This window comes from Streptomyces venezuelae ATCC 10712 (assembly GCF_008639165.1).
GTDB lineage: Bacteria > Actinomycetota > Actinomycetes > Streptomycetales > Streptomycetaceae > Streptomyces > Streptomyces venezuelae.
On the sequence record NZ_CP029197.1, the window covers coordinates 5,386,157 to 5,398,544 of the forward strand.

The window sequence follows — 12,388 nt, forward strand, 5'->3', positions numbered from 1 at the left end:
CCCCGTACCCGGCTGCCCGGATGGCGAAACCGGTTCGCGTAGGGACCCCCCTCCTCCCCTAGGCTTGTCCCGTGACCCCCGCGGACCTCTCCCTCACCGTGTTGCGCGCCGTGCGCGACGCGGTCGACGACGGCGTGCTGCGGGTCGACGTCCCGGCGCGCGTCAAGGTCGAGCGGGCCCGGCCCGGCGGGACCGGGGAGTACGCAAGCAGCATCGCCCTCACCCTCGCGCGGCCCTCCGGCCGCACCGCCCTCGACGTGGCCGGCATCCTGCAGGAGCGGCTCCGTGACGTCCCCGGGCTCCGGGAGGTCGCCGTCACCGGCCCCGGGTTCCTGAACTTCGTCCTCGGCCGCGACTCCGGCGCCGAACTCGTCCACGCCATCCGCGAGGCCGGGACCTCCTACGGGAGCGGGACCGCCCTCGCCGGGACCGTCGTCCGCCTCGCCGAGGTGACGGAGTCGCGCGCCCTGCTCGTCGGCCGGACCGTCCTGCGGCTGCTCCGGTCCCAGGGCGCCGACGCCGCGTTCGGCGGCGACGAGCGGATCCACGTGCGTCCCGGGGCGTACCGGGACGAGACCTTCGGTGCCGATGCCGCGCGGTGGTCCCTGCTCCGGGCCGCCCCGGGCGACCGGCCCCTCGACCCGGCGCCCCTGCTCGTCCAGCACGAGCGCAACTCCCTCTTCCGCGTCCGGTACGCCCACTCCCGCGCCCGGCGGCTGCTCGTCAACGCGGCGCAGCTCGGCTTCGGGCCCGCGTACGAGACCCCCGTCCCCGTACCCGGACTGCTCGGCGTCCTCGGCGACCACCCCGTCGTCCTGCTCGCCGCCGCCCGCCACCGCGCCCCCGACCGGGTCGCCCGGCACCTGGAAGCCGTAGCCGACGCGCTGCTCGCGTTCCAGCACACGGTCCTGCCGCTCGGCGACGAGAAACCCTCGGCCGCCCACCGTTCCCGGCTCGCGCTCGCCGAAGCCGCCGGGACGGTGCTCGCCGGTGGCCTCTCCGTGCTCGGCATCAGCGCACCCGATCGGATCTGAAAGAGCCCCGTCATGAGTCGTTCCGCCCACCCCGCAGGGCCCCGCCACGCCGACGTCCTCCCCGAGGGCCACTACACCGCGCCCCCCGCCGACCTCAACGCCCTCGACCCCAAGGTGTGGTCGCGGACCGTCGCCAGGGACGAGCGGGGCGTCGTCACCGTCGGCGGGATCGGCGTCACCGCGCTCGCCGAGGAGTTCGGGACGCCCGCCTACTTCCTCGACGAGACCGACTTCCGCGCCCGCTGCCGCGCCTGGGCCGAGGCCTTCGGCAAGGACGCCGACGTCTTCTACGCCGGGAAGGCGTTCCTCTCGCGGGCCGTCGTGCGGTGGCTGAAGGAGGAGGGGCTGAACCTCGACGTGTGCTCCGGCGGCGAACTCGCCACGGCCCTCTCCGCCGGGATGCCCGCCGAGCGCATCGCCTTCCACGGCAACAACAAGAGCGAGGCGGAGATCCGCAGGGCCGTCGAGGCCGGGGTCGGCCGGATCGTGCTCGACTCGTTCCAGGAGATCGTGCGCGTCGCGCACATCGCGCAGTCGCTCGGCAAGCGGCAGCGGGTGCAGATCCGGGTGACCGTCGGCGTCGAGGCCCACACCCACGAGTTCATCGCCACCGCCCACGAGGACCAGAAGTTCGGGATCGCGCTGGCCGGCGGGCAGGCCGCCGAGGCCGTCCGGCGCGCGCTGAAGCTCGACGGCCTGGAGCTCATCGGCATCCACTCGCACATCGGTTCGCAGATCTTCGACATGGCCGGCTTCGAGGTGTCCGCGCGGCGCGTCGTCCAGCTGCTCGCCGAGGTCCGCGACGAGCACGGCGTGGAGCTGCCCGAGATCGACCTCGGTGGCGGCCTCGGCATCGCGTACACCTCCGAGGACGACCCGCGCGAGCCGCACGAGATCGCCAAGGCCCTCGGTGAGATCGTCACGCGGGAGTGCGAGTCCGCCGGTCTCGCCACCCCCCGCATCTCCGTCGAGCCGGGGCGCGCCATCGTCGGCCCCACCGCCTTCACCCTGTACGAGGTGGGGACGGTCAAGCCGCTGGAGGGGCTGCGGACGTACGTCTCCGTGGACGGCGGCATGTCGGACAACATCCGCACCGCGCTCTACGACGCCGAGTACAGCGTCAGCCTCGTCTCGCGGACCAGCGACGCCGCGCCCATGCTCTCCCGGGTCGTCGGCAAGCACTGCGAGAGCGGCGACATCGTCGTACGGGACGCCTTCCTGCCCTCGGACCTGGCGCCCGGCGACCTCATCGCCGTGCCGGCCACCGGCGCGTACTGCCGCTCCATGGCCAGCAACTACAACCACGCGCAGCGGCCGCCGGTCGTGGCCGTCCGGGACGGCGAGGCGCGGGTCATCGTGCGGCGCGAGACGGAGGAAGATCTCCTGCGTCTCGACGTCGGGTGATGAAATAGTCGAGTGATGAAATAGATGTCTCAGGATCCGGACGAGGGGCGGAATCCCCCGTCCGGTGAGTGAGACTGGTTCCGCGTAGAGATACGAAACCGTAGAGATACGAAGCAGGACGGGAAAGAGGTCGGATGATGCGTACGCGTCCGCTGAAGGTGGCGCTGCTGGGCTGTGGAGTGGTCGGCTCAGAGGTGGCGCGCATCATGACGACGCACGCCGACGACCTCGCCGCGCGCATCGGCGCCCCGGTCGAGCTCGCCGGCGTGGCGGTCCGCCGCCCCGACAAGGTCCGTGCGGGCATCCCGGCGGAGCTGATCACCACCGATGCCACCGCCCTCGTCAAACGGGGCGACATCGACGTCGTCGTCGAGGTCATCGGCGGGGTCGAGCCGGCCCGCACCCTCATCACCACCGCCTTCGCGCACGGCGCCTCCGTCGTCTCGGCGAACAAGGCGCTGCTGGCCCAGGACGGCGCGAGCCTGTACGCCGCCGCCCAGGAGCACGGACAGGACCTCTACTACGAGGCCGCCGTGGCCGGCGCCATCCCGCTCATCCGTCCGCTGCGCGAGTCGCTCGCCGGGGACAAGATCAACCGCGTGATGGGCATCGTCAACGGCACGACGAACTTCATCCTCGACAAGATGGACACCTCCGGGGCCGGCTACTCCGAGGCGCTCGACGAGGCCACCGCCCTCGGGTACGCCGAGGCCGACCCGACCGCCGACGTCGAGGGCTTCGACGCCGCCGCCAAGGCCGCCATCCTCGCCGGCATCGCCTTCCACACGCGCGTGCGCCTCGACGACGTCTACCGCGAGGGCATGACCGAGGTCACCGCCGCCGACTTCGCCTCCGCCAAGCAGATGGGCTGCACCATCAAGCTGCTCGCCATCTGCGAGCGGGCCGCCGACGGCGAGTCCGTCACCGCGCGCGTGCACCCGGCGATGATCCCGCTCAGCCACCCGCTGGCCTCCGTCCGCGAGGCGTACAACGCGGTCTTCGTCGAGGCCGACGCCGCCGGGCAGCTCATGTTCTACGGCCCCGGGGCGGGCGGCTCGCCGACCGCCTCGGCCGTACTCGGCGACATCGTCGCCGTCTGCCGCAACCGTCTCAACGAGGCGACGGGCCCCGGCGAGTCCGCGTACACCCAGCTGCCCGTGAGCTCCATGGGCGAGGTCGTCACGCGGTACCACATCAGTCTCGACGTGGCCGACAAGCCGGGCGTCCTCGCCCAGGTCGCGACGGTCTTCGCCGAGCACGGCGTATCCATCGATACGGTGCGCCAGAAGGGCAAGGACGGCGAGGCCTCCCTCGTCGTCGTCACCCACCGCGCGCCCGACGCCGCCCTCTCCGGGACCGTCGAGGCGCTGCGCAAGCTCGACACCGTGCGCGGTGTCGCCAGCATCATGCGTGTTGAAGGGGAGTAAGGACCCATGACCCACAAGGGCACCCACCAGTGGCGCGGCATCATCGAGGAGTACCGGGACCGCCTTCCGGTCACGGACACGACGCCGGTCGTCACGCTCCGTGAGGGCGGCACGCCGCTCGTACCCGCTCAGGTCCTCTCCGAGCGCACGGGCTGCGAGGTGCACCTCAAGGTCGAGGGCGCCAACCCCACCGGCTCCTTCAAGGACCGCGGCATGACCATGGCCATCTCCAAGGCCAAGGAGGAGGGGGCGCAGGCCGTCATCTGCGCCTCCACCGGCAACACCTCCGCCTCCGCCGCGGCCTACGCGGTGCGCGCCGGGATGGTGTCGGCCGTCCTCGTGCCGCAGGGCAAGATCGCGCTCGGCAAGATGGGCCAGGCCCTCGTGCACGGCGCGAAGATCCTCCAGGTCGACGGCAACTTCGACGACTGCCTCACCCTGGCCCGCGCGCTCTCCGAGAACTACCCGGTGGCGCTGGTCAATTCGGTGAACCCGGTCCGCATCGAGGGCCAGAAGACCGCGGCCTTCGAGATCGTGGACATGCTGGGCGACGCGCCCGACATCCACGTGCTGCCCGTGGGCAACGCCGGCAACATCACGGCGTACTGGAAGGGGTACCGCGAGTACGCCGCGGACGGCCTCGCGACGCACCGCCCGCGCATGTGGGGCTTCCAGGCCTCCGGCTCCGCCCCGCTGGTGCGCGGCGAGGTCGTCAAGGACCCGTCGACGATCGCCACCGCGATCCGGATCGGCAACCCGGCCTCGTGGGACTACGCGATCGCCGCGCGCGACGAGTCGGGCGGCTTCATCGACGAGGTGACGGACCGTGAGATCCTGCAGGCCTACCGCCTGTTGGCCTCGCAGGAGGGCGTCTTCGTGGAGCCCGCGTCGGCCGCCTCGGTGGCCGGTCTGCTGAAGGCCGCCGCGCAGGGCAAGGTCGACCCCGGCCAGCGGATCGTCTGCACGGTCACCGGCAACGGCCTCAAGGACCCCGACTGGGCCGTCGCCGGCGCGCCGCAGCCGGTCACCGTCCCGGTCGACGCGGCCGCCGCCGCCGAGCGCCTCGGTCTGGCCTGATCCTCACCCCTCCGCCCGGGGAAACACGCTGATCGAAACCCGATCAGGAACGTACATAGGCGCACAGGTTGGCTCGCGACACGCATCGTGCGCCTCCTGTGCGCCCTATGTCGCGGCAGAACCTTCCTTCGATAGGCTGTACCGAACCCGCCCCGACGCATATGCGTCGTGTCGTTGCCGTTGTCGCCTCCGTGGCCGAAACGGCCCCCGGGTTTCCCGTACTTCTCTCGAAACACCTGCTTCTCCCGCACCACCCGCTGTTCCCGAACAACCCGTTGTCGCAATCAAGGAGAGTCATCGAGCGATGGCCGGTCCAGCGTTCCGCGCCGCCGCCGTACGGGTGCGCGTCCCCGCCACCAGCGCCAATCTCGGTCCGGGCTTCGACGCCTTCGGCCTGTCGCTGGGGCTCTACGACGACGTCGTCGTCCGGGTCGCCGACTCCGGGCTGCACGTCGACATCGCCGGCGAGGGCGCCGAGACGCTCCCGCGCGACGAGAGCCACCTGCTCGTACGCTCCCTGCGCACGGCCTTCGACCTGCTCGGCGGACAGCCCCGCGGCCTCGAGGTCGTCTGCGCCAACCGCATCCCGCACGGCCGCGGCCTCGGCTCCTCCTCCGCCGCCATCTGCGCCGGCATCGTCGCCGCCCGCGCCGTGACCATAGGCGGGGACGCCAGGCTCGACGAGGCGGCCCTCCTCGAACTGGCCACCGAGATCGAGGGCCACCCCGACAACGTCGCCGCCTGTCTGCTCGGCGGATTCACGCTCGCCTGGACCGAGTCCGGTGCCGCGCGGGCGATCAGGATGGATCCCTCGGATTCCATCGTTCCGGTGGTTTTCGTCCCCGGGAAGCCGGTGCTGACCGAGACCGCCCGCGGACTCCTGCCGCGCACCGTCCCGCACGTGGACGCCGCCGCCAACGCCGGGCGCGCCGCCCTCCTCGTCGAGGCCCTGACCCGCCGCCCCGAGCTGCTGCTCGCGGCCACCGAGGACCGGCTGCACCAGGAGTACCGCGCTCCCGCGATGCCCGAGAGCATCGCCCTGGTGAACCGGCTGCGGGCGGACGGCGTCCCCGCGGTCATCTCCGGCGCGGGCCCCACGGTCCTCGCGCTGGCCGAACACGGGACGGCCGACAAGGTCGCCCGCCTCGCGGGCGAGGGCTGGGCCGCGAACCGGCTCGACCTCGACGCGTCCGGAGCGAGCGTCCTTCCGCTGGCGCCCTAGGCGCGCGGCGGCCGGACGCCGGGCAGCGTCCGGGACAGGAGATTGCCGGTGAGGGAGAGGGGGAATGTTTGTTGGAGCCGGTAGTGTTAACCTCAAGTCAGCACCCGGCGCCTTTGTGGCGCGGTGCTGAGTGTCCCCATCAGGGACCACCGATTCTTCCGGGAGCCTCCCCAACTGCCTGAGCAGCCTGCCTGAGCAGTTTCGAGCACGCTCCGGAACCGGCACGACACCCCTCGCTCTTTCCCGGTGAGGGCCGAGCAGGGGGCGCTCGGGCCGGACCCCAGCACGTTTTCTCTCCGCCGTACCCGGCGGGACCACCGCCCCGGACACGGTCCAACCACACGGGACCGCTGCCGGACAGCACAACCGGTCGCCGAGCCAGATGGCCGACGTCCGCTCCAGGGAAGGACCCTTCGTGAGCGACACCACCGATCTGATGGGCGTGACTGCCGACAGCAGTGTCGACACCGCCGCGCCCGCCGCAGGTGCTGCCACCGGCGGCACCGCACGGCGCCGCCGCTCCGGCACCGGCCTCGACGGCATGGTCCTGGCCGAGCTGCAGCAGGTCGCGTCCGGCCTCGGCATCAGGGGCACCGCGCGGATGCGCAAGAGCCAGCTGATCGAGGTCATCAAGGAGGCGCAGGCCGGTGGAGGCTCCGCCGCCCCCGCCAAGGCCGCCGACGCCGCCGAGACCAAGCCGAAGCGCCGCGCCACCTCCAAGACCCGCACGGGCGAGACCGCCGCCGAGGCCACCGAGCCCAAGGCCGAGAAGGCCGTCGCCCAGCAGCAGATCGACATCCCGGGTCAGCCGGCCTCCGACGACCAGCCCGCGGGCGAGCGCCGTCGCCGCCGCGCCACCGCCCCCGCCGGTTCGCCGGAGGGTGAGGCCAAGGCCGAGGCCGCGCAGGTCGTCAAGACCGAGACCCGCACCGAGGCCAAGGCCGAGGCGGGCGCCGACACCAAGGCCGAGGCCGCCGTCGACGGCGCCGAGGGCCGTGGCCGTCGTGACCGCGGCGAGCGGGGCGAGCGCGGGGAGCGTGGCGAGCGCCGCGACCGCCGTGACCGTCAGCGTGACCGCGGCAAGGGCGACGAGCAGCAGGGCGGTGGCCAGGGCGGCCAGCGTCAGCGCCAGGGCGGTCAGGGTCAGGGCCAGCAGGCCCAGGGCCAGCAGGGCGGCCAGCAGGCCGGTCCGCAGGACGACTACGACGACGAGGCCGGCGGCCGCCGCGGGCGTCGCGGCCGCTACCGCGACCGCCGTGGGCGCCGTGGCCGTGACGACTTCCAGGCCGGCGAGCCGCAGGTCGCCGACGACGACGTCCTGATCCCCGTCGCGGGCATCCTCGACATCCTCGACAACTACGCGTTCATCCGGACCTCCGGCTACCTGCCCGGTCCGAACGACGTGTACGTGTCGCTCGCCCAGGTCCGCAAGAACGGCCTGCGCAAGGGTGACCACGTCACCGGCGCCGTGCGTCAGCCGAAGGAGGGCGAGCGCCGCGAGAAGTTCAACGCGCTGGTCCGCCTGGACTCGGCGAACGGCATGGCGGCCGACTCCGGCCGCGGCCGTCCCGAGTTCAACAAGCTGACCCCGCTCTACCCGCAGGACCGGCTCCGTCTGGAGACCGACCCGGGTGTGCTGACCACGCGGATCATCGACCTCGTGTCGCCGATCGGCAAGGGCCAGCGCGGTCTGATCGTGGCCCCGCCGAAGACCGGCAAGACCATGATCATGCAGGCCATCGCCAACGCGATCACGCACAACAACCCCGAGTGCCACCTGATGGTCGTCCTGGTCGACGAGCGTCCGGAAGAGGTCACCGACATGCAGCGGTCGGTCAAGGGCGAGGTCATCTCCTCGACCTTCGACCGCCCGGCCGAGGACCACACCACCGTCGCCGAGCTTGCCATCGAGCGCGCCAAGCGCCTGGTGGAGCTGGGCCACGACGTGGTCGTCCTGCTCGACTCGATCACCCGCCTGGGCCGCGCGTACAACCTCGCGGCGCCGGCCTCCGGCCGCATCCTGTCCGGTGGTGTCGACTCGACCGCGCTCTACCCGCCGAAGCGCTTCTTCGGCGCGGCCCGGAACATCGAGGACGGCGGCTCGCTGACCATCCTCGCCACCGCCCTGGTGGACACCGGTTCGCGCATGGACGAGGTGATCTTCGAGGAGTTCAAGGGCACCGGCAACATGGAGCTCAAGCTCGACCGGAAGCTCGCCGACAAGCGCATCTTCCCGGCCGTCGACGTCGACGCCTCGGGTACGCGCAAGGAGGAGATCCTGCTCGGCAGCGACGAGCTCGCGGTCACCTGGAAGCTGCGTCGCGTGCTGCACGCGCTCGACCAGCAGCAGGCGATCGAGCTGCTGCTCGACAAGATGAAGCAGACGAAGTCGAACGGCGAGTTCCTGCTGCAGATCCAGAAGACCACGCCGGGTGCCGCCAACAACGACTGACGGTGAGAGCCGCGTCACACGACGAGAGCCGGGCCCCGTGTCCGTAACCCCGCCGTGACCTGCGTAAACCACTGAGCCCACCGTGCCCCGCACGGTGGGCTCCGTGCTGTTCCGGCCCGAGCTCACCGAAACCTCACGGGTCGGTATGCAACCCTTTTGGGCGCTTCACCGTCACATATGGTGAACCTAGGGCCCGAGGGATGGCGATGACCGAGCAGAGCAAGAGCGGCCGAATAGGCGGCGCGGGAACCGGCCGCCGCCGCAGGCAGCCCGCCAAGCGCAGCCGCAAGGCGGCCGTGCTGGTGTCCGGCGCCCTCGCCGTCCTCGTCCTCGGCGGCACGGGCCTCGGATACGTCTACTTCAAGCTCGACGGCAACCTCGAGACCGTCGACATCAACGCCCAGCTCGGCACCGACCGCCCCGACGACGTCGACAACGGCTCCATGGACATCCTCGTCCTCGGCTCCGACTCCCGCTCCGGCGACAACGGCGCCTACGGCAAGGACGAGGGCGGCGCCCGCTCCGACACCGCGATGGTCGTCCACGTCTACGAGGGCCACAAGAAGGCCAGCGTCGTCTCCATCCCCCGCGACACCCTCATAGACCGGCCCGACTGCACCGACGCCAAGGGCACCGCCGTCGCCGCCGAGCACCGGGCCATGTTCAACACCGCGTACGAGGTCGGCGGCCCCGCCTGCGCCGTCAAGACCGTCGAGTCGATGTCCGGCATCCGCATGGACCACTACATCGAGGTCGACTTCACCGGCTTCAAGAAGCTCATCGACAAGCTCGGCGGGGTGGAGGTCACCACCACCACGGCCATCAAGGACAGCAAGAGCCACCTCGACCTCGCACCGGGCACCCACACCCTCGACGGCGAGCAGTCCCTCGGCCTCGTCCGCACCCGCAAGAGCGTCGGCGACGGCAGCGACCTCGGCCGCATCCAGCTCCAGCAGGCGTTCATGAAGGCCTTCATGAACCAGGTCAAGGACATCGGCGTCCTCAGCAACCCGGCGAAGCTCCTCGACCTCGCCGACGCCGCCACCAAGGCCATCACCCCCGACTCCGAGCTCGACTCGGTGCAGGAACTCATGGGCTTCGCCAAGGGACTCACCGGGATCAGCTCCCAGAACGTCCACATGGTCACCCTGCCCGTCGAGTACGACCCCCGGGACCCCAACCGCGTCATCCCGCTCGAAGCGCAGTCCCAGCAGGTCTGGACGGCCCTCAAGAAGGACCTCCCGATCCCCGCCTCGGCCACCAAGGACGCGGCCACCGGCAAGGCCGAAGGCGTCGTGAAGTAGCCCCGGCGCGCCCCTGCGGGCAGCCCAGGAATAGTTCCGGCCCCACCCCGGTTTTGGGAGATACGGCCGGTCCTGGCAGACTGGTACGTCGGCCCCGGTTCACGCTTGCCGCAACCCGCGACGGCGACCCGGAGCCCTCCCGAAACTAGGAGACACCTTGAAGCGCGAGATCCACCCCGAGTACGTCGAGACCCAGGTCAGCTGCACCTGTGGCGCGTCGTTCACCACCCGGAGCACGCTGACCGAGGGCACCATCCGTGCCGAGGTCTGCTCCGAGTGCCACCCGTTCTACACGGGCAAGCAGAAGATCCTCGACACGGGTGGCCGCGTCGCCCGCTTCGAGGCCCGCTTCGGCAAGGCCGCCGGCTCCGCCAAGTAGCGAGCCCCTGCGCCGGTCCTCGGTCGCCCCGCGCGGGTGGCCGGGACCGGCGCTTTGCCGTCCCCGTAGCAACTGACGAAAACCCCAGGAGCCCCCGATGTTCGAGGCGGTCGAGGAACTGGTCGGCGAGCACGCCGACCTGGAGAAGAAGCTCGCGGACCCCTCGGTCCACGCCGACCAGGCGAACGCGCGCAAGCTCAACAAGCGCTACGCCGAGCTGACCCCGATCGTCGCCACGTACCGGGCCTGGAAGCAGACCGGCGACGACATCGAGACCGCCCGCGAGCTGGCGCACGACGACCCCGACTTCGCCGCAGAGGTCAAGCAGCTGGAGAAGGACCGCGACGAGCTCACCGAGAAGCTCCGTCTGCTCCTCGTCCCGCGCGACCCCAGCGACGACAAGGACGTCATCCTGGAGATCAAGGCGGGCGCGGGCGGCGACGAGTCCGCCCTCTTCGCCGGCGACCTGCTCCGCATGTACCTCCGGTACGCCGAGCGCGTCGGCTGGAAGACCGAGATCATCGACGCCACCGAGTCCGAGCTCGGCGGCTACAAGGACGTCCAGGTCGCCGTGAAGACCAAGGGCGGCAACGGCGCCACCGAGCCCGGCCAGGGCGTCTGGGCGCGCCTCAAGTACGAGGGCGGGGTGCACCGCGTGCAGCGCGTGCCCGCGACCGAGTCCGCCGGCCGCATCCACACCTCCGCCGCCGGCGTGCTCGTCACGCCCGAGGCCGAGGAGGTCGAGGTCGAGATCCACGCCAACGACCTGCGCATCGACGTCTACCGCTCCTCGGGCCCCGGCGGCCAGTCGGTCAACACCACCGACTCCGCCGTCCGCATCACCCACCTGCCGACCGGCATCGTCGCCTCCTGCCAGAACGAGAAGAGCCAGCTCCAGAACAAGGAGCAGGCCATGCGCATCCTGCGGTCCCGGCTGCTCGCCGCCGCGCAGGAGGAGGCCGAGTCCAAGGCCGCCGACGCCCGTCGCAGCCAGGTCCGCACCGTCGACCGGTCCGAGAAGATCCGTACGTACAACTTCCCGGAGAACCGGATCTCGGACCACCGCGTCGGCTTCAAGGCGTACAACTTGGACCAGGTGCTCGACGGCGACCTCGACGCGATGATCCAGGCCTGCGTCGACGCCGACTCGGCCGCCAAGCTCGCCGCGGCGTAAGTGGCGTAAGTTCCGTAAGCCCCACCCCGCACCACGGAGGACCAGCGTGAACCTGCTGCTTGCCGAGGTGGCCCAGGCCACCCAGCGGCTGGCCGACGCCGGCGTTCCCTCACCGCGTTTCGACGCCGAGGAGCTCGCCGCGTTCGTGCACGGCGTCAAGCGGGGGGAGCTGCACAACGTCAAGGACGCGGACTTCGACGCCCGCTACTGGGAGACGGTCGCCCGCCGCGAGGCCCGCGAACCCCTCCAGCACATCACCGGGCGGGCGTTCTTCCGCTACCTGGAGCTCCAGGTCGGGCCCGGGGTCTTCGTGCCCCGCCCGGAGACCGAGTCCGTGGTCGGCTGGGCCATAGACGCCGTCCGCGCGATGGACGTCGTCGAACCCCTCATCGTCGACCTCTGCACCGGCTCCGGAGCCATCGCGCTCGCCATGGCCCAGGAGGTGCCGCGCTCACGCGTGCACGCCGTCGAACTCTCCGACGACGCGCTCGTGTGGACCCGGAAGAACGCCGAGGGCTCCCGCGTCACCGTCCACCAGGGCGACGCGCTCAGCGCGCTCCCCGAACTGGACGGCCAGGTCGACCTGGTCATCTCCAACCCCCCGTACATCCCGCTCACCGAGTGGGAGTACGTGGCACCCGAGGCCCGCGACCACGACCCGGAGATGGCCCTCTTCTCCGGCGAGGACGGCCTCGACACCATCCGCGGCATCGAGCGCACCGCCCACCGGCTGCTGCGCCCCGGTGGCCTCGTCGTCATCGAGCACGCGGACACCCAGGGCGGGCAGGTGCCCTGGATCTTCAACGAGGAGGCCGGCTGGGCCGACGCCGCCGACCACCCCGACCTGAACAACCGGCCGCGCTTCGCGACCGCCCGCAAGGCGATGCCATGACCGGCATGACCGCCACCAACGCC

10 protein-coding genes are annotated in these 12,388 nt (G+C 71.5%); all 10 read left to right on the forward strand.

The window, feature by feature from the left end; all coding sequences use genetic code 11:
- Positions 1 to 71 precede the first annotated feature (71 nt).
- The 10 genes from nrtL (at position 72) to prmC (ending at position 12,365) form a co-directional block, all read left to right on the forward strand.
- Complete coding sequence (nrtL, locus tag DEJ43_RS25080; protein WP_015036189.1) at positions 72 to 1,034, forward strand: ArgS-related anticodon-binding protein NrtL; 963 nt, start codon at positions 72 to 74, stop codon at positions 1,032 to 1,034.
- 12 nt (positions 1,035 to 1,046) lie between these two features.
- Positions 1,047 to 2,438: a diaminopimelate decarboxylase gene (lysA, locus tag DEJ43_RS25085; protein WP_015036190.1), complete on the forward strand. Its 1,392-nt coding sequence runs from the start codon at positions 1,047 to 1,049 to the stop codon at positions 2,436 to 2,438.
- Between the two features lie 134 nt (positions 2,439 to 2,572).
- Complete coding sequence (locus DEJ43_RS25090; protein WP_015036191.1) at positions 2,573 to 3,865, forward strand: homoserine dehydrogenase; 1,293 nt, start codon at positions 2,573 to 2,575, stop codon at positions 3,863 to 3,865.
- Between the two features lie 6 nt (positions 3,866 to 3,871).
- The gene (gene thrC / locus DEJ43_RS25095) at positions 3,872 to 4,942 is read left to right on the forward strand and encodes a threonine synthase (RefSeq protein ID WP_015036192.1); all 1,071 of its coding nucleotides are present in this window, start codon (positions 3,872 to 3,874) and stop codon (positions 4,940 to 4,942) included.
- Between the two features lie 304 nt (positions 4,943 to 5,246).
- Positions 5,247 to 6,164, forward strand: a complete 918-nt coding sequence (gene thrB, locus DEJ43_RS25100) for a homoserine kinase (protein ID WP_015036193.1) — start codon at positions 5,247 to 5,249, stop codon at positions 6,162 to 6,164.
- Between the two features lie 415 nt (positions 6,165 to 6,579).
- The gene (gene rho / locus DEJ43_RS25105) at positions 6,580 to 8,616 is read left to right on the forward strand and encodes a transcription termination factor Rho (RefSeq protein WP_015036194.1); all 2,037 of its coding nucleotides are present in this window, start codon (positions 6,580 to 6,582) and stop codon (positions 8,614 to 8,616) included.
- Between the two features lie 206 nt (positions 8,617 to 8,822).
- A complete protein-coding gene (locus tag DEJ43_RS25110) occupies positions 8,823 to 9,920 on the forward strand; it encodes an LCP family protein (protein ID WP_041664199.1) in 1,098 nt (365 codons plus the stop codon).
- Between the two features lie 157 nt (positions 9,921 to 10,077).
- A complete protein-coding gene (gene rpmE, locus DEJ43_RS25115; RefSeq protein WP_015036196.1) occupies positions 10,078 to 10,299 on the forward strand; it encodes a 50S ribosomal protein L31 in 222 nt (73 codons plus the stop codon).
- A 97-nt stretch (positions 10,300 to 10,396) separates the two neighbouring features.
- A complete protein-coding gene (gene prfA / locus DEJ43_RS25120; RefSeq protein ID WP_015036197.1) occupies positions 10,397 to 11,473 on the forward strand; it encodes a peptide chain release factor 1 in 1,077 nt (358 codons plus the stop codon).
- A gap of 46 nt (positions 11,474 to 11,519) precedes the next feature.
- Entirely contained in the window at positions 11,520 to 12,365 is an 846-nt protein-coding gene (gene prmC, locus DEJ43_RS25125; protein WP_015036198.1) for a peptide chain release factor N(5)-glutamine methyltransferase, read from the forward strand.
- Positions 12,366 to 12,388 lie beyond the last annotated feature (23 nt).

What these genes read in the sequence shown, in the direction of transcription:
- lysA (WP_015036190.1), top strand. Translation starts at nt 1,047, where the DNA reads ATGAGTCGTTCCGCCCACCCCGCAGGGCCCCGCCACGCCGACGTCCTC.
- DEJ43_RS25090 (WP_015036191.1), top strand. Translation starts at nt 2,573, where the DNA reads ATGATGCGTACGCGTCCGCTGAAGGTGGCGCTGCTGGGCTGTGGAGTG.
- thrC (WP_015036192.1), top strand. Translation starts at nt 3,872, where the DNA reads ATGACCCACAAGGGCACCCACCAGTGGCGCGGCATCATCGAGGAGTAC.
- thrB (WP_015036193.1), top strand. Translation starts at nt 5,247, where the DNA reads ATGGCCGGTCCAGCGTTCCGCGCCGCCGCCGTACGGGTGCGCGTCCCC.
- DEJ43_RS25110 (WP_041664199.1), top strand. Translation starts at nt 8,823, where the DNA reads ATGACCGAGCAGAGCAAGAGCGGCCGAATAGGCGGCGCGGGAACCGGC.
- prfA (WP_015036197.1), top strand. Translation starts at nt 10,397, where the DNA reads ATGTTCGAGGCGGTCGAGGAACTGGTCGGCGAGCACGCCGACCTGGAG.